Source organism: Pseudomonas sp. Marseille-P9899 (genome assembly GCF_903166565.1).
GTDB classification, from domain to species: domain Bacteria; phylum Pseudomonadota; class Gammaproteobacteria; order Pseudomonadales; family Pseudomonadaceae; genus Aquipseudomonas; species Aquipseudomonas huaxiensis.
Map to the genome: position 1 here is coordinate 818,452 of NZ_CAESCG010000003.1, position 22,840 is coordinate 841,291.

A 22,840-nucleotide genomic window follows, 5' to 3' on the forward strand; every position below is an offset into this window, starting at 1 on the left:
GTGGCCCGCGGAGATCCCGATGACCGAATCCACCGAACGTGACGAACGCCACCTGGCGCGCATGCTGCGCAAAAAGGCGGTGATCGACGAGCGCATCGCCAACTCCCCAAATGAATGCGGCCTGTTGCTGGTACTCAGCGGCAATGGCAAGGGCAAAAGCAGCTCGGCCTTCGGCATGCTCGCCCGGGCTCTCGGCCACGGCATGCAGTGCGGCGTGGTGCAGTTCATCAAGGGGCGCAACGCCACGGGCGAAGAGCTGTTCTTCCGCCGCTTCCCTGAAGAAGTGCGCTATCACGTGATGGGCGAGGGCTTCACCTGGGAAACCCAGGACCGCCAGCGCGACATCGCCGCCGCCGAAGCCGCCTGGGCGGTGTCCCGGCAACTGCTGCAAGACCCGAGCATCGGCTTCGTGGTGCTCGATGAGCTGAACATCGCCCTCAAGCACGGTTACCTCGACCTCGAACAGGTGCTGTCCGACCTGCAGGCCCGCCCGCCGATGCAGCACGTGATCGTGACCGGCCGCGGCGCCAAGGACGAGATGATCGAACTGGCCGACACCGTCACCGAAATGGGCATGATCAAACACGCCTTCCAGGCCGGCATCCGTGCCCAGAAGGGCGTCGAACTATGAGCGACACCCGGCATTGCCCGGCGGTACTGATCGCCGCGCCGGCTTCCGGTCAGGGCAAGACCACCGTCACCGCGGCCCTGGCCCGTCTGCACCGTAACCAGGGGCGCAAGGTCCGGGTCTTCAAGTGCGGCCCGGATTTCCTCGACCCGATGATTCTCGAACGTGCCAGCGGCGCGCCGGTGTACCAGCTCGACCTGTGGATGGTCGGCGCCGAGGAAAGCCGGCGCCTGCTCTGGGAAGCGGCGGCCGAGGCCGACCTGATCCTGATCGAAGGCGTCATGGGGCTGTTCGACGGCACGCCGTCCAGCGCCGACCTGGCGCGGCATTTCGGCGTGCCGGTGCTGGCGGTGATCGACGGCACGGCCATGGCCCAGACTTTCGGCGCTCTGGCCCTCGGCCTGGCGCGTTACCAGCCCGACCTGCCGTTCGCCGGGGTGCTGGCCAACCGGGTCGGCTCGCTGCGCCACGCGCAGCTGCTTGAAGGCAGCCTGACCGAAGGGCTGCGCTGGTACGGCGGGCTGTCGCGGGAGACCGGCATCGAACTGCCGAGTCGCCACCTCGGGCTGGTCCAGGCCAGCGAACTGACCGACCTCGACCACCGCCTCGATGCCGCCGCCAAGGCGCTGGGCGACAGTTGCCAGTCGGCCTTACCGCCGCCGGTGGCGTTCAGCGGGCCGGCGCCGCGCAGCATCGAGCGTCGTCTTGAGGGCGTGCGCATTGCCGTGGCCCGCGACGAAGCGTTCGCCTTCACCTACGGCGCCAACCTTGAGCTGCTGCGGGCGATGGGTGCTGAGCTGAGTTTCTTCTCGCCGGTCCACGACCGCGAAATCCCGCCGGCCGACAGCCTGTACCTGCCCGGCGGCTACCCGGAACTGCACCACCACACCCTCGCCGCGAACGCGCCGATGCTGGCGGCCATCCGCGCCCACCATCAGGCGGGCAAGCCGTTGCTGGCCGAGTGCGGGGGCATGCTCTTCCTGCTCGATGCGCTGACCGATGTCGTCGGCGAGCGTGCCGAGCTGGCCGGGCTGCTGTCCGGCGAAGCGGTGATGCAGAAGCGCCTTGCCGCGCTGGCCCTGCAAGCGGTGGAACTGCCGGAAGGCACCCTGCGCGGGCACACCTACCACCATTCGCTGACCAGCACCGAACTGGAACCCATCGCCCGCGGCCAGAGCCCCAACGGCGGACGTGGCGCCGAAGCGGTGTACCGCCTTGGCCGGTTGACCGCGTCGTACGTGCATTTCTACTTCCCGTCCAACCCTGATGCGACGGCGGCGCTGCTGGCACCATGAGCGAACACGCCTACAGCGAGGCCGAGCGCGCGGCGATCTACCGCGCCATCGGCGAGCGCCGCGACATGCGTCATTTCAGCGGCGGCGAGGTAGCGCCCGAGTTGCTCGCCCGTTTGCTGGAGGCGGCGCACCAGGCGCCCAGCGTCGGCTTGATGCAGCCCTGGCGCTTCATCCGCATTACCCGCCGCGACCTGCGCCAGCGCATTCAGGCGCTGGTGGAGGACGAGCGCATACGCACCGCCGAAGCGCTGGGGCAGCGCTCCGATGAGTTCATGAAACTCAAGGTCGAAGGCATCAACGACTGCGCCGAAGTGCTGGTCGCCGCGCTGATGGACAAGCGCGAGGCGCATATCTTCGGCCGTCGCACCTTGCCGGAAATGGACCTCGCCTCGCTGTCCTGCGCCATCCAGAACCTGTGGCTGGCGGCCCGCGCCGAAGGCCTGGGGATGGGCTGGGTGTCGCTGTTCGATCCGCAGGCACTGGCCGATCTGCTGGGCATGCCGGTGGGCGCCAAGCCGCTGGCGATTCTCTGCCTGGGCCCGGTGCACGAATTTTACCCGGCGCCGATGCTGGCGCTGGAAGGCTGGACCACGCCGCGACCGCTGGCGGACATGCTGTTTGAAAACCAATGGGGAGAAGCCGAATGAGTGTGGCCTTGCTGACCGTGGCCGGGGTGGCGCTGGACGCTCTGCTGGGCGAACCGCGGCGCTGGCATCCGCTGGTGGCGTTCGGCAACATGGCCGGGCGCCTGGAACAGCGTTTCAACGCGGGCGGGCGCGGCTGGCGCAGCCATGGCGTCACCGCCTGGGTTCTCGCGGTGGTGCCATTGACGCTGCTGGCCACGGCCTTGTCCTGGCTGCCGTACATCGGCTGGCTGGTGGAGATCCTCGCGTTGTACTGCGCCCTCGGTCTGCGCAGCCTCGGTGAGCATGTGCAGCCGGTGGCCGATGCCCTGCGCGCTGGCAACCTGGACGAAGCGCGTCAGCGCGTGGGTTATCTGGTCAGCCGGCAGACTTCCGAGCTGGACGAAACCGCCGTGGCCCGCGCCGCGACCGAGTCGGTGCTGGAAAACGGCAGCGACGCGGTGTTCGCCGCGTTGTTCTGGTTTGTCGTTGCTGGCGCGCCGGGGGTGGTGCTCTATCGTCTGAGCAATACGCTGGATGCCATGTGGGGTTACCGCAACGAACGCTTCGAGCGCTTCGGCTGGGCCGCGGCGCGTATCGACGACGTGCTCAATTACCTGCCGGCGCGGCTGGTGGCGCTAACCTACGCGCTGCTCGGCAAGACCCGCCTGGCGCTGAAGTGCTGGCGCCAGCAGGCGCCGCAATGGGACAGCCCCAACGCCGGCCCGGTGATGGCGGCTGGGGCCGGTGCCCTTGGCGTCGAGCTGGGTGGGCCGGCGGTCTACCACGGTGAGTTGCACGAGCGCGCCCGCCTGGGCGAAGGCCCGGCGGCCGACGCCGGCTCCATCGAGCGCGGCTGGCGGCTGGTGTGTCAGGGCGTCTGGTTGTGGCTGTTGCTGCTGTGCCTGGGAGCCGAATTCTATGCTTGAACACGGTGGCCGCCTGCTGCGGGCGATCGAGCACTACGGCATCGCCCGCGAGGACTGGCTGGACCTGTCCAGCGGCATAGCGCCCTGGTCTTTCCCCATCCCCGAGATTCCATTGCGCGCCTGGGCGCGACTGCCTGAAACCGATGATGGCCTGGAGCAGGCCGCAGCCGGGTATTACGGCGTCTCGCACCTGCTGCCGGTAGCCGGCTCGCAGGCGGCGATCCAGGCGCTGCCGCGCTTGCGCCCGCGCGGCACCGTCGGCGTGCTCTCGCCGTGCTATGCCGAGCATGCCGAAGGCTGGCGCCGTGCCGGGCATCACGTGCTGGAATTGAGCGAGGAGCAACTCGCCGGGCAACTCGACCACCTCGACGTGCTGGTGGTGGTCAACCCCAACAATCCTACGGGCCGCCTGCTGCCGGCGGACACCTTGCTCGACTGGCATCAGCGCCTGTCGCGCCACGGCGGCTGGCTGCTGGTGGACGAAGCCTTCATGGACAACACGCCGGCGCACAGCATCGCCGCCCACAGCGCGCGCGAGGGCCTGATCGTTCTGCGTTCGTTCGGCAAGTTCTTCGGCCTGGCCGGGGTCCGCCTTGGCTGTGTGCTGGCCGAGCCGTTGCTGCTGCGTGCGCTGGCCGAAGAGCTGGGGCCGTGGTCTGTCAGCGGCCCGACCCGGGTGCTGGCCCAGGCCTGTTTCACTGATCTGGCCAGCCAGCGCCAGCAGACCGAACGCTGCGCCGCCGCCAGCACCCGTCTCGCCGCGCTGCTGGACAGCGCCGGGCTCACGCCCGCCGGCGGCTGCGACCTGTTCCAGTACCTGCGCCATGACCAGGCCGCCGCGATTCACGACTTCATGGCCCGGCGCGGCATTCTCCTGCGCCTGTTCGATCATCCGCCGAGCCTGCGCTTCGGCCTGCCCGCCGAGGACGCCGACTGGCAGCGGCTGGCCGTGGCGCTGGACGACTACCGCAAGGAAACGCCATGACCACCCTGATGGTGCAAGGCACCACCTCCGATGCCGGCAAAAGCACGCTGGTGACCGCGCTGTGCCGCTGGCTGAAACGCCAGGGCGTCGGCGTGGTGCCGTTCAAGCCGCAGAACATGGCGCTGAACAGTGCGGTGACCGCCGACGGTGGCGAGATCGGTCGCGCCCAGGCCGTCCAGGCCCAGGCCGCGGGTCTGGAACCGCACACCGACATGAACCCGGTGCTGCTCAAGCCCAACAGCGACACCGGTGCCCAGGTCATCATCCATGGCCGTGCGGTCACCAGCATGAACGCGGTGGCCTATCACGACTACAAAGCCATCGCCATGCAGGCGGTACTGGCTTCGCACCAACGCCTCAGCGCCGCCTGGCCGGTGGTGATGGTGGAAGGCGCCGGCTCGCCGGCCGAGATCAACCTGCGTGCGGGGGATATCGCCAACATGGGCTTCGCCGAGGCGGTGGACTGCCCGGTGATCCTGATCGCCGATATCAACCGCGGCGGCGTGTTCGCCCATCTGGTCGGCACGCTGGAGTTGCTGTCGCCGAGCGAGCAGGCGCGGGTCAAGGGTTTCGTCATCAACCGTTTCCGTGGCGACATCGCCCTGTTGCAGCCGGGCCTGGACTGGCTCGAAGCGCGCACCGGCAAACCGGTGCTCGGCGTGCTGCCCTACGTCACCGACCTGCACCTGGAAGCCGAGGACGGCCTCGATCGGCGCCAGGGCGACAAGGTCGCGCAGGTGCTCAAGGTGATCGTGCCGGTGCTGCCGCGCATCAGTAACCACACCGATTTCGATCCGCTGCGCCTGCACCCGCAAGTGGACCTGCAATTCATCGGCCCGGGCCAGCCGATTCCGCCCGCCGACCTGATCATCCTGCCCGGCTCCAAAAGCGTGCGCGGCGACCTCGCGCAACTTCGCGAGCGCGGCTGGGAACAGGCCATCGCCCGCCATCTGCGCTATGGCGGCAAGGTTCTGGGGATTTGCGGCGGCCTGCAGATGCTCGGGCGCGAGGTACATGATCCGCTGGGTCTGGAAGGCGCCGCAGGCAGCAGTCCGGGCCTGGGCCTGCTGGACTACGCCACGGTGCTGGAAACCCACAAGCAACTGCGCAATGTCAGCGGCGTCCTTGAGCTGGAGCAGGCGGCGATCAGCGGTTACGAGATTCATGCTGGCGTGACCAGCGGCGCGGCCCTGGGCCGTCCGGCGGTGCACCTGGCCGATGGCCGTCGCGACGGTGCCATCAGCGCCGACGGGCAGATCCTCGCCACTTACTTGCACGGCCTGTTCGAAGCGCCGGACTCTTGCGCCGCGTTGCTGCGCTGGGCCGGGCTGAGCGAGGTCCAGCGGGTCGACTATCACGCCCTGCGCGAACGCGATATCGAACGCCTGGCCGATCTGGTGGATACGCACCTGGATTGCGTCCGGCTCCGTCAACTCTGTGGGCTCGACTGACATGCTCAACCTGATTCTCGGTGGCGCCCGCTCGGGCAAGAGCCGCCTCGCCGAACAGCGCGCCGTGGACAGCGGCCTGGCGGTGACCTACATCGCCACCAGCGAACCGCTCGACGGCGAAATGAACGCCCGGGTGCAACTGCACCGCGAGCGCCGCCCCGCCGAATGGGCCCTGATCGAAGAACCCGTGGCCCTGGCCCGGGTCCTCCAGGCCGAAGCCGCCAGCGACCGTTGCCTGCTGGTGGACTGCCTGACCCTGTGGCTGACCAACCTGCTGATGCTCGAAAACCCGCAGCGCCTGGCCGCCGAGCGCGACGCGCTGTTGGCCTGCCTGCCGACGCTGCCGGGCGAGATCATCCTGGTCAGCAACGAAACCGGCCTCGGCGTGGTGCCCATGGGCGAGCTGACCCGGCGTTACGTCGATGAAGCCGGCTGGTTGCATCAAGCCATCGCCGAACGTTGCCAGCGCGTGGTGCTGACTGTCGCGGGCCTGCCGCTTTTCCTCAAAGGAGCCGAATCATGAGTCAAACCTGGTGGCTGAACCCTTGTCGCGCCGCTGACGAATCGGTGCGCGCTGCCGCGCTGGCGCGTCAGCAACAACTGACCAAGCCGGCCGGTTCCCTTGGCCGGCTGGAGCAGGTGGCGGTAACCCTGGCCGCGTTGCAGGGCCGGGTGAAGCCGGCCCTGGAGCAGGTCTGGATCAGCATTTTCGCCGGTGATCACGGCGTGGTTGCCGAAGGCATTTCCGCTTATCCGCAAGAAGTGACCGGGCAGATGCTGCTGAATTTCGTCAGCGGCGGCGCGGCCATCAGCGTGCTTGCCCGGCAACTGGACGCGCGGCTGGAGGTGGTCGACCTCGGCACGGTGAACCTGGCGCTGGATCTGCCCGGCGTGCGCCATCTGCGCATCGCCCCCGGCACTGCCAACTTCGCCCGCGAGCCGGCGATGACCGACGAGCAGGGCCGGCAGGCGTTGCAAGCGGGTCGCGACAGCGCGTTGCATGCAGTCGAGGCGGGTGCGCGGCTGTTTATCGGCGGTGAAATGGGCATTGGCAACACCACCGCCGCCAGCGCCCTGGCCTGCGCTTTGCTCGGCTGCCCGGCGACTGAACTGAGCGGGCCAGGCACTGGCCTGGACGCGGCGGGCGTGCGGCACAAGGCGGCAGTGATCGAGGCGGCGCTGAAGCGTCATGCCGAGGTCAACGGCGATCCGTTGCAGGCGCTGTTCCATGTCGGCGGCCTGGAAATCGCGGCGCTGGTCGGCGCTTATCTGGCCTGTGCTCAGGAAGGCGTGGCGGTGCTGGTGGACGGGTTTATCTGCACCGTGGCGGCGCTGGTGGCGGTGCGGATCAATCCGTCTTGCCGCGAGTGGCTGTTCTTCGGTCATCGCGGCGCCGAGCCAGGGCATCGCCGCGTGCTGGCGGAACTGGACGGCGAGCCGCTGCTGGAACTGGGCCTGCGCCTGGGCGAGGGCAGCGGTGCGGCGCTGGCGGTGCCGCTGTTGCGTCTGGCTTGCGACCTGCACGGGCAGATGGCGACTTTCGCCGAAGCCGCAGTGGCGGACCGTCCGGCATGATCCTCGACCTGCTGCGGCACGGTGAAACCGAACTGGGCGGCGGCTTTCGCGGCAGCCTTGATGACGCCTTGACCGAGCAGGGTTGGGCGCAGATGCACGCTGCGGTGTCCGAGGCCGGGCCTTGGGATCAACTGGTGAGTTCACCGTTGCAGCGCTGCGCGCGGTTTGCCGAGGTGCTGGCCACGCGTCTGGAGCTGCCGCTGGCGCTGGAGCCAGGGCTTCAGGAACTGCATTTCGGTGAGTGGGAAGGGCGCAGCGCCCTCGATCTGATGCAAGACCACGAACAAGCGCTGGGCGAATTCTGGGCTGATCCCTATGGTTTCACGCCGCCGGGGGGCGAGCCGGTGGAGGCGTTCTCCGCACGGGTGCTGGCCGCGTTGCAGCGGTTGCAATTGGCTTATGCCGATCAGCGGGTGTTGCTGGTGACGCACGGCGGGGTCATGCGCCTGTTGCTGGCGCGCGCCCGTGGTTTGCCCCGTGAGCAGTTGTTGCAGGTGCAGGTTGGCCATGGTGCGCTGCATCGGCTGCATGTCGAGGCGGATGGCCGGTTGCGGGAGATCTGCTGATGTTGCCGTTCTGGATCGCCTTGCAGTTCCTCAGCAGCCTGCCGGTGACCTTGCCGGGCATGCCATCGCCCCAGCAGAACGGGCGGTCGCTGCTGTTCTATCCGTTGGTGGGGCTGTTGTTCGGTGTGCTGCTCTGGGGCTTGAACACATTGTTGGCCGGCAGCCCGCCGCTGTTGCATGCGGCGCTGCTGCTGAGTGCATGGGTTGCCCTCAGCGGTGGCTTGCACCTCGACGGTCTGGCCGATAGCGCCGATGCGTGGCTGGGCGGTTTCGGCGATCGCGAGCGCACGTTGACCATCATGAAGGATCCGCGCAGCGGACCGATTGCGGTGGTTACGCTGGTGTTGGTGCTGCTGCTCAAATTCTGCGCGTTGCTGGCCCTGATCGAGGCGGGACAGGGCGCTCTGCTGTTGCTCGCGCCGGTGACAGGTCGGGCGGCGATGCTGGCGCTGTTTCTCTCTACGCCCTATGTGCGCCCCGGCGGCCTCGGCCAGGCGCTGGCCGAACACCTGCCGCGGCGCGGCGCGACCGGGGTGCTGTTGCTGAGTGGCGCAGGCTGTTTGCTTCTGGGCGGAGGCGCGGCAGCGGTGGCATTGCTGGCGGCGGCGCTGGCCTTTTTCGCCTTGCGCCGTTCGATGATGCGACGACTGGGCGGCACCACCGGCGACACCGCTGGCGCCGTGCTGGAGCTGCTGGAAATGGTGGTTTTGCTGACCCTGGCCCTGAAGCTCGGCTGAAATATTCTGTTGCGTTCATCGAAGTGCGGGTATATACACGCATCTATGTTGACCAGTATCTGCATCTGCACCCATCTGCGTCGCGCTGCCCGTGGGGTGAGCCGGCATTACGACGAAGCCCTCGAAGGCTTCGGCATCAATGTTGCCCAGTTTTCCCTGTTGCGGAACCTGCAACGCCTCGACAAGCCCAGCATTTCGTCCTTGGCCGAGGCCATGGGCCTGGACCGCAGCACTCTGGGGCGCAACCTCAAGGTGCTGGAGGCTGATGGCCTGGTGGCCCTGGCCGAGGGCGATGACTTGCGCAATCGCCTGGTGCTCCTCACCGAGCAGGGCAAAGCCCGCGTGCAGGCTGCCGAACCTGCTTGGGAGCAGGCCCAGGAACGGCTGGTGGACAACCTCGGTGAAACCCAGCGTGATGAGCTGGTTCGCTTGCTGAAACAGTTGGCCTGAGTTTTTAACGACCTTAAGCGGGTATATACCCGCAAATAGCTGCCGGCACAGGAGAGAAGAATAATGACATCCGTATGGCGAACCAGTGGTTGGCTGTTGCTGGGCGCGGCCCTGATCCTGGCGTTGTCGCTGGGCGTGCGACACGGCTTTGGCCTGTTCCTGGCGCCGATGAGCGCGGAATTCGGCTGGGGGCGCGGTGTATTCGCCTTCGCCATTGCCTTGCAGAACCTGGTCTGGGGCCTGGCCCAGCCTTTTGCCGGCGCACTGGCTGACCGCCTGGGCGCTGCGAAAGTGGTGGTCATCGGCGGCATCCTCTATGCCTGTGGCCTGGTGCTGATGGGCATGTCGGATTCGCCTGTCACGCTGTCCCTCAGCGCTGGTCTGCTGATCGGTATCGGCCTGTCCGGCACGTCGTTCTCGGTGATCCTCGGTGTGGTCGGTCGCGCCGTCCCGCCGGAAAAACGCAGCATGGCCATGGGTATCGCCAGCGCTGCCGGCTCGTTCGGCCAGTTCGCCATGCTTCCCGGCACCCTCGGCCTGATCAACTGGTTGGGTTGGTCGCTGGCGTTGCTGGCGCTGGGCCTGATGGTGGCATTCATCGTGCCGTTGGTGAGCATGCTCAAGGACCGTCCGTTGCCAGTCCAAGGACATGAACAAACTCTCGGCGAGGCGCTGCGTGAAGCCTGTTCGCACCCGGGTTTCTGGCTGCTGGCGCTGGGCTTCTTCGTCTGTGGCTTCCAGGTGGTGTTCATCGGGGTGCACCTGCCGGCCTACCTGGTGGATCAGCACCTGCCGGCGACTACCGGCACCACGGTGCTGGCGCTGGTCGGCCTGTTCAATATCGTCGGCACCTACACCGCCGGTTGGCTTGGCGGGCGGATGTCCAAGCCGCGCCTGCTGGCCGCGTTGTACCTGCTGCGCAGCGTGGTTATCGTGCTGTTCCTGTGGGCGCCGATCACCACGTTCAGCGCCTACCTGTTCGGCATCGCCATGGGCCTGTTGTGGCTGTCCACCGTGCCACTGACCAACGGCACCGTGGCGACCCTGTTCGGCGTGCGCAACCTGTCGATGCTGGGCGGGATCGTCTTCCTCTTCCATCAACTCGGTGCCTTCCTGGGTGGCTGGCTGGGCGGGGTGGTCTATGACCAGACCGGTCACTACGATCTGGTCTGGCAGATTTCCATCGTCCTCAGCTTGCTGGCGGCGGCGTTGAACTGGCCGGTGCGCGAGCGTCCCGTGGCGCGTCTGCAAGCCACGGCGGGGGCGGCGTGAGTCGCTACGGCCTGTGGTTGTTCGGGCTGTCGCTGGCAACCCTGTTGCTGGCGCTGGCCTGGTGGGGCTGGCAGCGCGGCGGCCTGGCGTTGATGCAGTTGGGCATGGGCGTCTGTTAGGCGTAGGCTGAAGGTTCGCACCCTAAAAGGAGAACCTTCATGCACGTCCGCCGCCTGTTGATTGCCTCACTCCTGCTCGGCTTCAGTGGTTTTGCCCTGGCCGACGGCTGCCCGGCCTTGCTCCAGGGCGATCTGCAGAAACTGCGCGCCAAAGAGCGGATCGATCTGTGCGAACAGTTCGCCGGCAAGCCGCTGGTGGTGGTCAATACCGCCAGCTACTGCGGTTTCGCTCCGCAGTTCGAAGGGCTCGAAGCGGTTTATAAGGAGCACCACGGGCAGGGGCTGGAAATGCTCGGGGTGCCGTCCAACGACTTCAAGCAGGAAGACGCCGACAGCGAGAAGACCGCCAAGGTCTGCTACGCCAACTACGGCGTGACCTTCACCATGACCGAGCCGCAGCGGGTGCGCGGCGATGACGCCACGCCGCTGTTCCGCGAGCTGGCGCAGCAGAGCAGTGCGCCGAAGTGGAACTTCTACAAGTACGTGGTCGACCGCCAGGGCAAGGTGGTGGCCAATTTCTCCAGCCTGACCAAGCCGGATGATCCGGAGTTCAAGGCCGCCATCGAAAAAGCCATCGCCTCCCGGCCCTGATGCGGCGCGGGGTTATTTCGGCGGGTGGACGGTCCACGACACCAGTTTGATCACGATCGGCCGGACCACCAGCACGCAGGCAAACGCGACCGGCATGGCCAGTTGATAGGCGCGCAGCACGTTGCCCAGGTAATGCTCGTTGACACCGCTGTTGGCGGCTGTGATCACGAAGCACATCAGCATGGCCATGATGGACGACATGTAAAACGCGAAGACGTAGGGCGTGGCGCGGACGCCGAGTTTCGGGCGACGGGTGACGGCGGATGAAGTCATGAATGCTCCTCGAAGGATCCAGTTGAGTGGCCGCAGGTTAACAAGGCCTCCGCGAGGCAAGTAGACGGGCAGATCTTAGGTCTTTATAAAGGGAAACTTACGAATCCCGGAGATTGACCGTGAACCTGCTGGGCCTGATCAAGAGTTTCATCAAGGTGGTCGAGGCCGGCAGCATCGCCGGTGGCGCCCGCACGCTCGGCCTGAGTGCTGCTGCGGTCAGTCAGAATATCGCCCGTCTTGAAGCGCACCTGCAGGTCCGCCTGCTGGCTCGCACCACCCGCAGCATGGTGTTGACCTCCAGCGGTTCGCTCTATTACGAAAAAGTCCGCTATATCGAGCGCGACCTGGAAGAGGCCCAGCAGGCGGTGACCACGGTGGACAGCGAGCCCCAGGGCCGCTTGTGCATTTCCACCTCGTCGGCGTTCGGTCGGCATGTGCTGGGGCGGTTGATTCCGGAATTCAGCGCGCTGTATCCCCGGCTTTCGATTGAATTGCTTACGAGTGACAACAAGGTCGATCACGCCCGTCAAGGTGTCGACGTGAGTATCCGCATCACCCCACAGCTTGAAGACGGCCTGCTGGCGCGGCACATCGCCCAAGTGCCGTTTGTCTGCTGCGCGTCCCCTGGCTACCTGGCCCGCGAAGGCTGGCCGCAAAGCCCGGAAGCGCTCAAGCAGCGCCGCTGCCTGGTATTCCGCTACCCGGTGGATGGGCGCTTTCTGCGCTGGGGCTTCGTGCGCGATGGCCTGCGCTTCGACGCCGAGTTCGGCGATGTGCTGATCAGCGACGATATCGACGTCCTGGCGCAAATGGCCGCCCGCGATGGCGGTATCACGCGGCTTGCCGAATTCGTCGCCCGGCCGTATGTGGAGCGCGGCGAGTTGGTGCCGCTGTTCGAGGGCCGGGGCGGGGAGCAGGCTTACGCCCAGACCGAGCCGATGGATATCTACCTGTGCGTCACCGACCGCTTGGCGATGACGCCGAAGGTGCGCGCGTTCCAGGCGTTTCTCCAGGCGAACCTGGGCGATGAGTGGAAGGTGAAATCGCAGCCATGAAAAAACCGCCACCAGGGCGGTTTTTTCATGCAGCCAGACGCGAAATCAGAAGCGGTAGGTCAGGGACGCGCCCACACCGTGTGCACTGTTTTCGTAGGTGGCGCGGTACGAGCCCTTGAAGTGCGCAGGGTCGGTCGGCGACGTGGTCTGGTTGATCTTCGCGTCTTCTTCCCACAGGTAGGAGTAGGCGACGTCGATGGTCATGTCGTCATTCGGGCTCCAGCCGGCACCAAGGCTGAAGATCTTGCGATCGCCAGTCGGGATGCGTGGCGAGCGGTTGACGTTGTTGGTCGGCGACTGGTCGACGGTGAAGCCGGTACGCAGTACCCATTCCTTGTTCAGCTTGTAGGAAGCACCGATGGCGTGTGCCCAGGTGTCATGCCAGTTCTGCTCTTCGCTGATCTGGCCGAGGGTTGGCGCCAGGGCAGCCGGTACGCCGTCGTTGTTGACGGTGATGGCTTCCAGGCGGCTCCAGCGGGTCCAGGTGCTGCCCGCGTAGATAGTCCACTGGTCGTCCAGCTCGTGGGTAACCGAGAAGTCTACCGACTCAGGGGTCTTGATCTTCAGCGAGGCGTCGTACTTGGAGCCGCTCAGCGGGCCAAAGCCGGAACCCTGGATCTTGGTGTCGCCTTCGAGCTTGTAGTCGACCATCGAGTGGTAGGTCAGGCCGACGCGGGTGCTGTCGGTGGCCTGCACCAGGATGCCGATGTTGTAGCCGATAGCGGTGTCGTCACCGGAAATCTTCACCTTGCCGTCGTTGCGGCCCAAGGTTGCGCGGTTCAGCGCAGCGGATTCCAGGGCGCCTTCGATACGGTTGATGGTCGGGCCGAAACCGATCGAGACCTTGTCGTTGAAGGCGTAGCTGATGGTTGGCTGCAGGGTGACGACTTGTACTTCGGATTTGCTCCCGAAGTAACGGCCAGCAAAGCCGTTTTCATAGTCGGTCAGCAGGCCGAACGGTACGTACATACCGAAGCCGAAGGCCCAGTGGTCATCGATCGGCTTGACGTAGTAGCCCATCGGGACGCCAACCACGGGGACCATGTCGCCGTCGTTGCTGCCGCCGAAAGTGCCGCTCGCGTGCTTGATGTCGGTCTTGGCAATGACGGCAGCGCCGCCAACAGTGACTTGTTCACGCTTCAGGCGCGACATGCCGGCAGGGTTGCCAAATACGGTGCTGGCGTCATCGGCAGTAGAAGAACGACCTGCGAAACCGGTACCCATGCCGCTGATGCTCTGTTCGTTGAGCGCGAAACCGCTGGCGAACAGGTTGGAAGAGGCGAGGGTAACGGCAAGACTGAGGGTGGTTTTGATGAGTGTGACTTTTTTCATTATTAGAACTCCAGGGGATCACCGGGGCGCAAATTACCAACATTTTCCTACATGCGCTATAGGCTGTATCGCCGGAGATAGAGCGGTTTTGTAGGACAATCAGACCATTGTTGGCAATTTTTTCCGTTTGCTGATGTAGTTATTTTCCTAACATGCCTGGCGTTCCAACGGCGTGACGCACGCCTGCCAGGCCCGGGTGAAGTCGCGCAGCCGGCCCTGGGGCTGAAATATCTGGCGCCATATTTTCGCCATGCCGAGCAGGTCATCGGCATCGGGCAATCGTGGCGCCTGTTCTTCGATCAGCATCCAGGCAATGGCGGTCGCGTAACGAAGATTGACCGTCAGTTCCAGGTGCGGGCCGTTGAGAAAGGCATGTTGACTAGCCAGACCACGCACCAGGCTGGCCAGTTCCGGATCGCGGGCGAGAAAGTGATCCCAGACGGATTGGTGACGCAGCTCGGCGATGCGGTAGAGGCCATGGCCGCGGCGGTCGTGGAGGGCGGCGCCGAGGGCTGACTGGCTGGCCGCTACGCCCAGTAGAAGGGCTTCGGCGCTGGGGCAGTGACGGTCCAGGTAGATCAAGGTCGGACGGATCACGTATTGGCTCAACTCGCTCGCGGCGATACCCATAATGCCCTCGAACTGAAAGTGGCCGGCGGGACGCTGGTGCTTGGCAGCAGGTGGACGGGGGGCAGGCCCGCCGGAAGCGGACACGGCCGCTTGAGTTGAAGTGTAGTGTCATATTTGCGCTGTAAAGGGCTGTTTTTAAATCATTTCCGGCTTTTCGTTATAGGTCATATGCCGTTAGGTGCTTAAAAAACAGGGGTGTTTCAGGCGTGCCGGAACGGCCATGCGGATAGCAAAAGCCCCTCGAATGAGGGGCTTGGGCGTGTGTCCATCAGGCGACGAGCGCCTGACGGGTCCGGTCGATGACCGCTTGCAGCGGCTCGGCACCGGTGTATTGGTCGGGGTACAGACGCTCGCTGTGTTGAGCGATGCCGTTTTCGTCGACCAGAGTGAAGCTGAAGCTGTTCTTGCGCGAGGCGAGAATGATGCAGTTCAGTGGCGCAAAAGCCTGGGAGAGGGTGCGAATGGCAGCCTGAGTACGGGTGTTTTGATTCATCATTATTGGAAGTTCCTGCATGAGATACGGCAAGTTTGAGCCGTATATATTTCAAACGTTCCAGTAACGCTGGCCTTTAATGAGGCGATGCGCAGAACCTGACTGGAACAGGGCAGCCAGTGAAGAGCGCAATAAAAAGTGGGCGCCTGGGCTGACTGGTAGGTACTTCAGAAGACGGGCAACACGCCAGGGCAGGGTTCTGCGCCTCTGGGTGAGGATCCTGTTCAGTCTGCTTTTTGGCTCTGCAGGGCGGGTATGGATTTGCCTGGGGAGCTTTCGAGTGGCGGGTCCTGTTTCAGCAGGATGGCCCAAAAGAGTGGGCGATGCTGCAAGGACCGCTTTTGCCAGAATGAGTTTCAGCTTGGTACTAACGGCGGCAAGAGTATAGGGCTCGTCCGCTATTGGCAAGCTTTTTATCTTTCGTCCGGCGAGCCGAGCATTATGTCCACTTTGCGGGTCGCTGTGAAGCCCCGCATCTTGCTGCGAATGGCAGTGATGGTGCAGTGCGCCGCCTCGCTTTGGGGCGCTTGTGCACACTTGGCGCGACCTGTGTCACAGCGCTGTAACAGCCCGAGATACGCCAGCCATTGACTTGCTCGAACGGACAAGTCAATGAAAAAAAACACTTTTTTGAGCTGGTGAAAAAATCGTCAGTTTGACTGGGAGCCCCATTCCACCGGGGTTTGCGGGGTGTCAGGGGCGGTTGTCCACCGAGTTATCCACAGCTTCTGTGGATTGTCCCGAGCGGTTGCTCTAGGACGGGCGTGCTAGCGGGGCGAAGGCTGTCGGACAATTTGCCTTGGGCGTAGTACTGGCTAAAAAATCACCTAAGAAAGGTCAAGAAAAAACTTCAGCCGAATCGAAAAAAACTTCAGAAATGAGCCAGGCGATCGTCGGAAAAATCGGGTAGAGTGCGCGCCCCAAGAAATTCCTTCCCTGTTTTTATGAAGTTTCGCGGTAAATCCTCAGACTCCAATCCCTCGTCATCGTCCGCACCCGAGCCTCGGCGCTTTTCGCTGAAGGTAGCCTTGTGGCTGCTCGACAGCCCGCGGCTGGGTGACAAACCCCAGGTCAAGCATTTTGCCGGTCGCCTGCTCAAGCAGCCGGCCCGCGAAGGCGTGGTGGTGGCGCAAAGCCGTTTGGGCCAGATGCTCTGCCGCGATTGCGGCAATGCCCGCGACCGGCGTATCGGCCATGAACTGCTGCGCCAGGCGGCCCGGGCCGGTGATCGGCGGGCGCAGCTGGAATACGGCCGGCTCTGCAGCCAGCCCGAGGTCAACGAGCCGGAGCAGGCCCGTCACTGGCTTGAACAGGCCGCGGCCAAGGGCTCGGCCGAGGCCAGCCGCCTGCTCGGGCAACTGCCACGCGGCTGAGTGCTGCAGCGTGCTCGGGTGCTGTTAAGCTCTGCGGGACTTTTTTCCGGGGGTGAGCATGTTGTCGATGGCTGCAATCGATCTGGCCAGTGTGATGCTGGGTGTGGTGCTGGCCCTGGTGCCGTCGGGCCTGCTCCTGTTGCGTTGGCAGCGCCAGCAGACGGAGCGCCAGGCCCTGGCGATTCTGCACGAGGAGCGCCTGAGCAGCGCGCTGCTGGCTCAGGAAGGCCTGCAGGCGCAATTGGACGCCAGCCGTGACGAGATCAGCGATCTCAGCCAGGCCAACGCCGTCAAACAGGCCAATCTCGCCGCCCAGGCCCGCGAACTGGACCTGCTGCAGATCGATCGTGATAACGCGCGCGATGCCGCCCACGCCTGGAATCTTGAACGCACTTCCCGCGAAGCCGAACTGCGCCGCCTCGATGCCCGCTGCGCCGCCCTGGATGCCGAGCTGCGCGAGCAGCAGGACAGCCATCAGCAACGCCTGAACGACCTGCAAGGCTCGCGGGATGAATTGCGTGCACAGTTCGCGGAAATGGCCACGCGCATCTTCGACGAGCGCGAACAGCGTTTCGCCCAGACCAGCCAGCAGCACCTCGGGCAGTTGCTCGATCCACTCAAGGAGCGCATCCAGGCCTTCGAAAAACGGGTGGAAGAAAGCTACCAGCAGGAAGCGCGCGAGCGTTTCTCGCTGGGCAAGGAGCTTGAGCGCCTGCAACAACTCAACCTGCGCCTGAGCGACGAGGCAACCAACCTGACCCAGGCCCTCAAGGGGCAGAAAACCCAAGGCAACTGGGGCGAACTGATTCTGGAGCGGGTGCTGGAACATGCCGGCCTGGAGAAGGGCCGCGAGTACCAGACCCAGGTCAGCCTGAAGAGCGCCGATGGCGAGCGCTTCCAGCCGGACGTGCTGATTTTCCTGCCGGACGACAAGCAGGTCGTGGTGGACTCCAAGGTCAGCCTGACCGCCTACCAGCAGTACGTCGCCGCCACCGAGGACGATGTCGCCCAAGCCGCATTGAAGCAGCACGTGCACTCGTTGCGCAGCCACATCAAAGGCTTGTCCAGCAAGGACTACAGCCGCCTTGAAGGTTTGCGCAGCCTGGATTTCGTTCTGCTGTTCGTGCCGATCGAAGCGGCATTTTCGGCGGCGTTGCAGGCCGAGCCGACGCTGTTTCAGGAAGCCTTCGACCGGCAGATTGTGGTCGTCAGCCCGACCACGCTGCTGGCCACTTTGCGGGTTATCGACAGCCTGTGGAAACAGGAGCGGCAGAGCCAGAACGCCAAGGAAATCGCCGAGCGCGCCGGCTGGCTGTACGACAAGTTCGTGCTGTTTATCCAGGACCTGGACGAGCTTGGCAATCGCCTGCAACAGGTGGACAAGGCTTACGCGGCGGCGCGCAACAAGCTCTGCGAGGGGCGCGGCAACCTGATCAGCCGCAGCGAGCAGCTCAAGCTGCTCGGCGCCCGGGCCAGCAAGAGCTTGCCGACCGATTTGCTGGAGCGAGCCATGCAGGCCGGCGACAACCCGGCCAACGACCTGCTTACTGCACCAGGCTCAGATGGCGATTGAGCAGGGCGCGCAAGGCTGCCGGCTTGACCGGCTTGCTCAGGTAGTCGAGGCCCGCGGCATGCACTTTGGCCACGGTCTCGCCATGGCCGTCGGCGCTGATCACCACGCCCGGCACCGGCTCGCCCAGGCGGGTGCGTAGCCAGGCCATCAGTTCCGTTCCCACCTCGCCGTCGTCCAGGTGATAGTCCACCAGCGCCAAGTGCGGGCGCAGGCCCTTGTCCAGCAAAGCGGCGCATTCCTCGCGGTTGCGCGCGGTGGAGACCTGGCAGCCCCAGCGACTGAGCAGGCTGTTCATGCCGATCAGGATGCTGTCTTCGTTATCCACGCACAGCACTTGCAGGCCCGCCAGCGGCTGGCCGGCCTGTTCCGGCGTCTTCACTGGTTCGATAGCCCGCTCACTGGCCAGCGGCACCTTGACCCGGAACACGCTGCCCTTGCCGGTCCATGACTGCACTTCCAGCGGATGGCCGAGCACCTTGCACAGGCCGTCGGCGATCGCCAGGCCCAGGCCGAGGCCTTTTTCGGCGCGGGTCTGGTGGCTGTCCAGGCGTTTGAATTCTTCGAAGATCACTTGCAGCTTGTCGTCGGCGATGCCCGGGCCACGGTCCCAGACTTCCAGCCACAGGTGGTCCTTGTGGCGACGCACGCCCAGCAGGATCGGGCTCTTGCCGTAGCGGAAGGCGTTGGTCAGGAAGTTCTGCAGGATGCGCCGCAGCAGCTTCATGTCGCTGTTGACCCGCAGGCGGCTGCCGCGCAGGCGGAAGTCCAGGCCCTGTTCGCGGGCCAGCACCTTGAACTCGGCACCGAGGGTGTCGAACAGCTCGCTGAGGGCGAAGGGCTTGGCGTCCGGGGTGATCTTGCCGTTTTCCAGGCGTGAAATATCCAGCAGGTCGCTGATCAGTTCTTCCGCTGAGCGCAGCGAGCTGTCCATGTGCTGGACCAGTTGCTGGGCTTCGCCGGACAGGCCCTCGGCCTGGTGCGACAGCGCCGCCGAGAACAGTCGCGCGGCGTTCAGTGGCTGCATCAGGTCGTGGCTGACCGCCGCGAGGAAGCGGGTCTTGGACTTGTTCGCCGCCTCGGCATGGCTCTTGGCTTCGGTCAGCGCCAGGTTCAGTTGCGACAGCTCGCGGGTACGCTCGGCGACCCGTTGTTCGAGGCTTTCGTTGGAGTCCTTGAGCGCTTGTTCGGCTTCGCGGAACGGGGTGATGTCGGTGAAGCTCATGACGAAACCGCCGCCCGGCATCGGGTTGCCGATCAGCTCGATGACCCGGCCGTTGGGGAACAGTCGCTCGGAGGTATGCGCGCGGCCCTGGCGCATCCAGTGCAGGCGCCGGGCGACGTGGACCTGCGCCTCGCCGGGGCCGCACAGGCCGCGTTCGGCGTTGTAGCGAATGATGTCGGCGATCGGCCGGCCAACGCTGATCAGCCCGTCCGGGTAGTTGAACAGCTCAAGATAGCGGCGGTTCCAGGCCACCAGGCGCAGCGACTGGTCGACCACGCTGATGCCCTGGCTGATGTTCTCGATGGCGCCTTGCAACAGGGCGCGGTTGAACTGCAGCACTTCCGAAGCTTCGTCGGCGATGCGCACTACGTCTTCGAGCTGCATGTCGCGGCCTTCGATGGCCGCCTTGACCACCGCGCGGGTCGAGGAGGTGCCCAGCACGCCGGCGAGCAGGCGCTCGGTGTGTTCGATCCACTCACCGTCGGCATTCTGGTTGGGGTTGAAGCCCTTGCCCTGGCGGTAGGCGAAGCGGATGAAGCTCTGCCGTGCACGCTCTTCGCCGACAAAACGTGCGGCGAGGTGCAGCAGGTCATCGATCTGCACCGCCAACAGCGAGCGGTTGCTCGGCCGCGCGCTGCTTTGCTGGCCGATGAAACGCCCGGCCTGCCAGTGCTCGGTGACCCGGGTCCGCGACAGCACCGAAACCCAGGCGAACACGGTGAAGTTACCGGCCAGCGACAGCACCACGCCTTGGGTCAGCGGGGTGATCGGCAGGTCCAGCGGGTTGCCGTGCAGCCACGCCAGGCCGGGGAACAGCTCCAGCGACCAGCCGAGGCTATGGGCGGCGATCGGCAGCACCAGGGTGTAGAACCAGAGGAAGGTGCCGGTGGCAAGACCGGCGAATACGCCGCGGCGGTTGGCCTGTTTCCAGTACAGCGCGCCGAGCATGGCCGGGGTCAGTTGGGTGACCGCAGCGAAGGCGATCTGGCCGATGGTCGCCAGGCTTGCCGTCGAACCGAGCAAGCGGTAGCTGACATAGGCCAGCAGCAGGATGACCACGATGGTCACCCGGCGCACTGTGAGCATCCAGTGGCGGAACGCTTCGAACGGGCGCTCGGCGTTGTTGCGGCGCAGCAGCCAGGGCAGCAGCATGTCGTTGGACACCATGGTCGACAGCGCCACGGCCTCGACGATCACCATGCCGGTAGCGGCCGAAGCACCGCCGATAAACGCCAGCAGGGCCAGGCTCGGATGGGCCTCGGCCAATGGCAGGCTGATGACGAAGGAGTCGGAAATTACCGTGCCCGGCAGCAGCATCTGTCCGGCCAGGGCGATCGGCACCACGAACAGTGCGGCCAGCACCAGGTACATCGGAAACACCCAGCGCGCCATGCGCATGTCCTGCGGCTCGATGTTCTCCACCACGGTGACCTGGAACTGCCTCGGCAGGCAGATGATCGCCATCATCGCCACCCCGGTCTGCACCACCATCGACGGCCAGTTGATGGTCTCTTGCCAGTAGGCGTCCAGCGCTGGCGAGGCCTTGGCCTGGCTGAACAGGTCGTCGAAACCGTCATACAGGTTGAACACCACGAAGGCGCCGACGGCGAGGAAGGCCAGCAGCTTGACGATGGCTTCGAAGGCGATGGCCAGGACCATGCCGCGGTGGTGCTCGGTAACGTCGAGGCTGCGGGTGCCGAACACGATGGAGAACAGCGCCAGCACCAGCGATACCACCAGCGCGGTGTCTTGCACCCGGCTGCCGGTGGCGTCGGCATTGGCGCCGATCAGCAGGTTGACGCCGAGGACGATGCCTTTCAGTTGCAGGGCAATGTAGGGCAGCACGCCGACCAGGCAGATCAGCGCGACCACCACCGCGAGCGCCTGCGACTTGCCGTAGCGGGCTGCGATGAAGTCGGCGATGGAGGTGATGTTTTCCTGTTTGCTGATCGCCACCATCTTCTGCAGCACCCAGGGCGCGAAGATCATCAGCAGCACCGGGCCGAGGTAGATCGGCAGGAACGCCCAGAGTTGTTCGGCGGCCTGGCCGACCGCGCCGAAGAACGTCCAACTGGTGCAGTACACCGCCAGCGACAAGCTGTAGACCCAAGCGCGCAGGCGCGGCGGCAGCGGGGTGCTGCGACGGTCACCGTAGAAGGCGATAGCGAACATGATGGCCATATAGGCCAGGGCGACCACCGCGATCAGCCCGCTGGACAACGACATGACAACTCCGAACAAAAAATGAGCTGGCCGGCATGGCAGACGGCGAGCCTCGATCAATCAGTCTGGCACGCCGCCAACGCTTCGTCAGCGCCGACCAAGGTCGCAGTGGCGGGGTGTCGCAGGGAAGCGGCGATCCAGACGGGTTGTGGCGCAATTGCAGGGTTCTGTTATCGGTAAAATCGATAATAAATAGAGAAAATACCCGTTATATGGATATTCCTGTCAGTTGTAAGCTCATTCCTACCTCATCAGAGGACAGGAGATAACCGCCATGACTTGCCAGACCACTGCCCATCCCTTACGCCCCTTCAACCAGTTGGCCCATCCCCGCGAGGTGATTCGCCAGTTCACGCCGAACTGGTTTGCCGTGGTCATGGGCACCGGTGTGCTGGCGCTGGCCTTGCCGCAGGCGATGCCGGCACTGGCGGGGGTAGGCGAAGCGCTGTGGTGGCTGGCCATCGGTTTGTTCGTGTTGTTCTGTGTTCTTTATGGTGCGCGCTGGGTGCTGTTCTTCGATGAAGCGCGGCGCATCTTCGCCCACTCCACCGTGTCGATGTTTTTCGGCACCATTCCCATGGCGCTGGCGACCTTGCTCAACGGCGCCCTGGCGTTTGGCCTCGCGCGTTTTGGCGACGGCCTCCTGCCGTGGGTCGAAGCGCTGTGGTGGCTGGATGTAGCGCTGGCGCTGCTGTGTGGCGTGGCGATTCCGTTTCTGATGTTCACCCGCCAGGAACACAGCATCGACCAGATGACGGCGGTCTGGCTGCTGCCGGTGGTGGCGGCGGAAGTGGCGGCGGCCAGTGGCGGCTTGCTGGCGGTTCATCTGGACGACGCCGCGCGGCAGTTCCAGGTGCTGATCACCAGCTATGTGCTGTGGGCGGTGTCGTTGCCGGTGGCGTTCAGCATCCTGACCATCCTTATCCTGCGCATGGCCCTGCACAAACTGCCGCCGGCGCACATGGCCGCCTCGAGCTGGCTGGCGCTCGGCCCTATTGGCACCGGCGCGCTGGGCATGCTGCTGCTCGGCGGTGATGCCCCGGCGATCTTCGCCGCCAACGGCCTGGCCGGTTTCGGCGAAATCGCCCGCGGCCTGGGCCTGATCGCCGGGATCGTGCTCTGGGGCTGTGGATTCTGGTGGTTACTGACCGCAGTGCTGATCACCCTGCGTCATCTGCATCAGGGCATGCCGTTCAACCTGGGCTGGTGGGGCTTTACCTTTCCGCTGGGGGTGTACGCCCTGGCGACGCTGAAACTGGCGGTGTGGCTCAAGCTCGGATTCTTCCAGACCCTCGGCGGCGTGCTGGTGCTGGCGTTGATCGGGATGTGGTCGGTGGTGGCCTGGCGCACCGTGTGTGGAGCGTGGCGGGGAGAGTTGTTTGTTTCGCCGTGCATTGCCGATTGTGGTCGCAAGAAGGGCTGACTGATCGGGGCAAGCGGCACTG

The 22,840-nt window shown here is 65.0% G+C and carries 23 protein-coding genes; 18 read left to right on the top strand and 5 right to left on the bottom strand.

Going from position 1 to position 22,840, the window contains the following annotated elements; all coding sequences use genetic code 11:
• Window positions 1-19 precede the first annotated feature (19 nt).
• From cobO to HWV67_RS19530, 14 genes are all read left to right on the top strand, one after another.
• Window positions 20-631, top strand: coding sequence for a cob(I)yrinic acid a,c-diamide adenosyltransferase (cobO, locus tag HWV67_RS19470; protein WP_175652414.1), 612 nt, complete (start codon window positions 20-22; stop codon window positions 629-631).
• Entirely contained in the window at window positions 628-1,923 is a 1,296-nt protein-coding gene (locus HWV67_RS19475) for a cobyrinate a,c-diamide synthase (protein WP_175652415.1), read from the top strand. The genes cobO and HWV67_RS19475 overlap by 4 nt, the downstream gene beginning before the upstream one ends.
• A complete protein-coding gene (gene bluB / locus HWV67_RS19480; RefSeq protein ID WP_175652416.1) occupies window positions 1,920-2,570 on the top strand; it encodes a 5,6-dimethylbenzimidazole synthase in 651 nt (216 codons plus the stop codon). Before HWV67_RS19475 ends, bluB begins: the two co-directional genes overlap by 4 nt.
• Window positions 2,567-3,475: an adenosylcobinamide-phosphate synthase CbiB gene (gene cbiB / locus HWV67_RS19485; RefSeq protein ID WP_175652417.1), complete on the top strand. Its 909-nt coding sequence runs from the start codon at window positions 2,567-2,569 to the stop codon at window positions 3,473-3,475. Before bluB ends, cbiB begins: the two co-directional genes overlap by 4 nt.
• Complete coding sequence (gene cobD, locus HWV67_RS19490; protein ID WP_175652418.1) at window positions 3,468-4,460, top strand: threonine-phosphate decarboxylase CobD; 993 nt, start codon at window positions 3,468-3,470, stop codon at window positions 4,458-4,460. The genes cbiB and cobD overlap by 8 nt, the downstream gene beginning before the upstream one ends.
• Window positions 4,457-5,911, top strand: a complete 1,455-nt coding sequence (locus HWV67_RS19495) for a cobyric acid synthase (RefSeq protein WP_175652419.1) — start codon at window positions 4,457-4,459, stop codon at window positions 5,909-5,911. Before cobD ends, HWV67_RS19495 begins: the two co-directional genes overlap by 4 nt.
• 1 nt (window position 5,912) lies before the next feature.
• On the top strand, window positions 5,913-6,434 hold the full coding sequence (gene cobU / locus HWV67_RS19500) for a bifunctional adenosylcobinamide kinase/adenosylcobinamide-phosphate guanylyltransferase (RefSeq protein ID WP_175652420.1): 522 nt from the start codon (window positions 5,913-5,915) through the stop codon (window positions 6,432-6,434).
• Window positions 6,431-7,486 carry a nicotinate-nucleotide--dimethylbenzimidazole phosphoribosyltransferase gene (gene cobT, locus HWV67_RS19505; RefSeq protein WP_175652421.1) on the top strand — a complete coding sequence of 352 codons (1,056 nt, stop codon included), beginning with the start codon at window positions 6,431-6,433 and terminating at the stop codon, window positions 7,484-7,486. The genes cobU and cobT overlap by 4 nt, the downstream gene beginning before the upstream one ends.
• Window positions 7,483-8,052 (top strand): alpha-ribazole phosphatase family protein, encoded by a 570-nt coding sequence (gene cobC / locus HWV67_RS19510; RefSeq protein WP_175652422.1) that lies wholly within the window; start codon window positions 7,483-7,485, stop codon window positions 8,050-8,052. Before cobT ends, cobC begins: the two co-directional genes overlap by 4 nt.
• On the top strand, window positions 8,052-8,789 hold the full coding sequence (locus HWV67_RS19515) for an adenosylcobinamide-GDP ribazoletransferase (protein ID WP_175652423.1): 738 nt from the start codon (window positions 8,052-8,054) through the stop codon (window positions 8,787-8,789). The genes cobC and HWV67_RS19515 overlap by 1 nt, the downstream gene beginning before the upstream one ends.
• 45 nt (window positions 8,790-8,834) lie before the next feature.
• The gene (locus HWV67_RS19520; protein ID WP_175652424.1) at window positions 8,835-9,239 is read left to right on the top strand and encodes a MarR family winged helix-turn-helix transcriptional regulator; all 405 of its coding nucleotides are present in this window, start codon (window positions 8,835-8,837) and stop codon (window positions 9,237-9,239) included.
• Between the two features lie 63 nt (window positions 9,240-9,302).
• The gene (locus HWV67_RS19525; RefSeq protein ID WP_175652425.1) at window positions 9,303-10,511 is read left to right on the top strand and encodes an MFS transporter; all 1,209 of its coding nucleotides are present in this window, start codon (window positions 9,303-9,305) and stop codon (window positions 10,509-10,511) included.
• A complete protein-coding gene (locus HWV67_RS31790) occupies window positions 10,508-10,630 on the top strand; it encodes a hypothetical protein (protein WP_256680152.1) in 123 nt (40 codons plus the stop codon). Before HWV67_RS19525 ends, HWV67_RS31790 begins: the two co-directional genes overlap by 4 nt.
• A gap of 39 nt (window positions 10,631-10,669) precedes the next feature.
• Window positions 10,670-11,221 (top strand): glutathione peroxidase, encoded by a 552-nt coding sequence (locus HWV67_RS19530; RefSeq protein WP_175652426.1) that lies wholly within the window; start codon window positions 10,670-10,672, stop codon window positions 11,219-11,221.
• Between the two features lie 12 nt (window positions 11,222-11,233).
• Here HWV67_RS19530 and HWV67_RS19535 read toward each other — a convergent pair whose 3' ends face one another.
• Entirely contained in the window at window positions 11,234-11,494 is a 261-nt protein-coding gene (locus HWV67_RS19535) for a DUF2798 domain-containing protein (RefSeq protein ID WP_110969183.1), read from the bottom strand.
• A 119-nt stretch (window positions 11,495-11,613) separates the two neighbouring features.
• Here HWV67_RS19535 and HWV67_RS19540 point away from each other — a divergent pair, with 119 nt between their 5' ends.
• Window positions 11,614-12,549 (top strand): LysR family transcriptional regulator, encoded by a 936-nt coding sequence (locus tag HWV67_RS19540; RefSeq protein WP_175652427.1) that lies wholly within the window; start codon window positions 11,614-11,616, stop codon window positions 12,547-12,549.
• A 45-nt stretch (window positions 12,550-12,594) separates the two neighbouring features.
• Here the strand turns inward: HWV67_RS19540 and HWV67_RS19545 are convergent, their stop codons facing one another.
• The 3 genes from HWV67_RS19545 to HWV67_RS19555 form a co-directional block, all read right to left on the bottom strand.
• The gene (locus tag HWV67_RS19545) at window positions 12,595-13,881 is read right to left on the bottom strand and encodes an OmpP1/FadL family transporter (RefSeq protein ID WP_175652428.1); all 1,287 of its coding nucleotides are present in this window, start codon (window positions 13,879-13,881) and stop codon (window positions 12,595-12,597) included.
• Window positions 13,882-14,028: 147 nt separating this feature from the next.
• Window positions 14,029-14,511, bottom strand: coding sequence for a hypothetical protein (locus HWV67_RS19550; protein ID WP_175652429.1), 483 nt, complete (start codon window positions 14,509-14,511; stop codon window positions 14,029-14,031).
• Between the two features lie 268 nt (window positions 14,512-14,779).
• On the bottom strand, window positions 14,780-15,004 hold the full coding sequence (locus HWV67_RS19555; protein WP_095155718.1) for a hypothetical protein: 225 nt from the start codon (window positions 15,002-15,004) through the stop codon (window positions 14,780-14,782).
• A 944-nt stretch (window positions 15,005-15,948) separates the two neighbouring features.
• On the opposite strand from HWV67_RS19555, the gene HWV67_RS19560 reads away from it, so the two are divergent.
• Both HWV67_RS19560 and rmuC read left to right on the top strand, forming a co-directional pair.
• Window positions 15,949-16,377, top strand: a complete 429-nt coding sequence (locus tag HWV67_RS19560; RefSeq protein ID WP_175652430.1) for a tetratricopeptide repeat protein — start codon at window positions 15,949-15,951, stop codon at window positions 16,375-16,377.
• Window positions 16,378-16,435: 58 nt separating this feature from the next.
• Window positions 16,436-17,950 (top strand): DNA recombination protein RmuC, encoded by a 1,515-nt coding sequence (rmuC, locus tag HWV67_RS19565; RefSeq protein WP_371929315.1) that lies wholly within the window; start codon window positions 16,436-16,438, stop codon window positions 17,948-17,950.
• Here the strand turns inward: rmuC and HWV67_RS19570 are convergent.
• Complete coding sequence (locus HWV67_RS19570) at window positions 17,922-21,398, bottom strand: PAS domain-containing hybrid sensor histidine kinase/response regulator (RefSeq protein ID WP_175652431.1); 3,477 nt, start codon at window positions 21,396-21,398, stop codon at window positions 17,922-17,924. The genes rmuC and HWV67_RS19570 overlap by 29 nt on opposite strands.
• A gap of 271 nt (window positions 21,399-21,669) precedes the next feature.
• On the opposite strand from HWV67_RS19570, the gene HWV67_RS19575 reads away from it, so the two are divergent.
• A complete protein-coding gene (locus HWV67_RS19575) occupies window positions 21,670-22,818 on the top strand; it encodes a TDT family transporter (protein ID WP_175652432.1) in 1,149 nt (382 codons plus the stop codon).
• Window positions 22,819-22,840 lie beyond the last annotated feature (22 nt).

Excerpts from the sequence above, each read along its gene's own strand:
- HWV67_RS19545 (WP_175652428.1), bottom strand. The coding sequence starts at position 13,881 with ATGAAAAAAGTCACACTCATCAAAACCACCCTCAGTCTTGCCGTTACC.
- HWV67_RS19520 (WP_175652424.1), top strand. The coding sequence starts at position 8,835 with ATGTTGACCAGTATCTGCATCTGCACCCATCTGCGTCGCGCTGCCCGT.
- HWV67_RS19530 (WP_175652426.1), top strand. The coding sequence starts at position 10,670 with ATGCACGTCCGCCGCCTGTTGATTGCCTCACTCCTGCTCGGCTTCAGT.
- rmuC (WP_371929315.1), top strand. The coding sequence starts at position 16,436 with ATGTTGTCGATGGCTGCAATCGATCTGGCCAGTGTGATGCTGGGTGTG.
- cobO (WP_175652414.1), top strand. The coding sequence starts at position 20 with ATGACCGAATCCACCGAACGTGACGAACGCCACCTGGCGCGCATGCTG.
- cobD (WP_175652418.1), top strand. The coding sequence starts at position 3,468 with ATGCTTGAACACGGTGGCCGCCTGCTGCGGGCGATCGAGCACTACGGC.
- HWV67_RS19575 (WP_175652432.1), top strand. The coding sequence starts at position 21,670 with ATGACTTGCCAGACCACTGCCCATCCCTTACGCCCCTTCAACCAGTTG.
- HWV67_RS19560 (WP_175652430.1), top strand. The coding sequence starts at position 15,949 with ATGAAGTTTCGCGGTAAATCCTCAGACTCCAATCCCTCGTCATCGTCC.
- HWV67_RS19495 (WP_175652419.1), top strand. The coding sequence starts at position 4,457 with ATGACCACCCTGATGGTGCAAGGCACCACCTCCGATGCCGGCAAAAGC.
- cobT (WP_175652421.1), top strand. The coding sequence starts at position 6,431 with ATGAGTCAAACCTGGTGGCTGAACCCTTGTCGCGCCGCTGACGAATCG.
- bluB (WP_175652416.1), top strand. The coding sequence starts at position 1,920 with ATGAGCGAACACGCCTACAGCGAGGCCGAGCGCGCGGCGATCTACCGC.
- cobC (WP_175652422.1), top strand. The coding sequence starts at position 7,483 with ATGATCCTCGACCTGCTGCGGCACGGTGAAACCGAACTGGGCGGCGGC.
- HWV67_RS19555 (WP_095155718.1), bottom strand. The coding sequence starts at position 15,004 with ATGAATCAAAACACCCGTACTCAGGCTGCCATTCGCACCCTCTCCCAG.
- HWV67_RS19550 (WP_175652429.1), bottom strand. The coding sequence starts at position 14,511 with ATGGGTATCGCCGCGAGCGAGTTGAGCCAATACGTGATCCGTCCGACC.
- HWV67_RS19525 (WP_175652425.1), top strand. The coding sequence starts at position 9,303 with ATGACATCCGTATGGCGAACCAGTGGTTGGCTGTTGCTGGGCGCGGCC.
- cbiB (WP_175652417.1), top strand. The coding sequence starts at position 2,567 with ATGAGTGTGGCCTTGCTGACCGTGGCCGGGGTGGCGCTGGACGCTCTG.
- HWV67_RS19535 (WP_110969183.1), bottom strand. The coding sequence starts at position 11,494 with ATGACTTCATCCGCCGTCACCCGTCGCCCGAAACTCGGCGTCCGCGCC.
- HWV67_RS19475 (WP_175652415.1), top strand. The coding sequence starts at position 628 with ATGAGCGACACCCGGCATTGCCCGGCGGTACTGATCGCCGCGCCGGCT.
- HWV67_RS19570 (WP_175652431.1), bottom strand. The coding sequence starts at position 21,398 with ATGTCGTTGTCCAGCGGGCTGATCGCGGTGGTCGCCCTGGCCTATATG.
- cobU (WP_175652420.1), top strand. The coding sequence starts at position 5,913 with ATGCTCAACCTGATTCTCGGTGGCGCCCGCTCGGGCAAGAGCCGCCTC.
- HWV67_RS19515 (WP_175652423.1), top strand. The coding sequence starts at position 8,052 with ATGTTGCCGTTCTGGATCGCCTTGCAGTTCCTCAGCAGCCTGCCGGTG.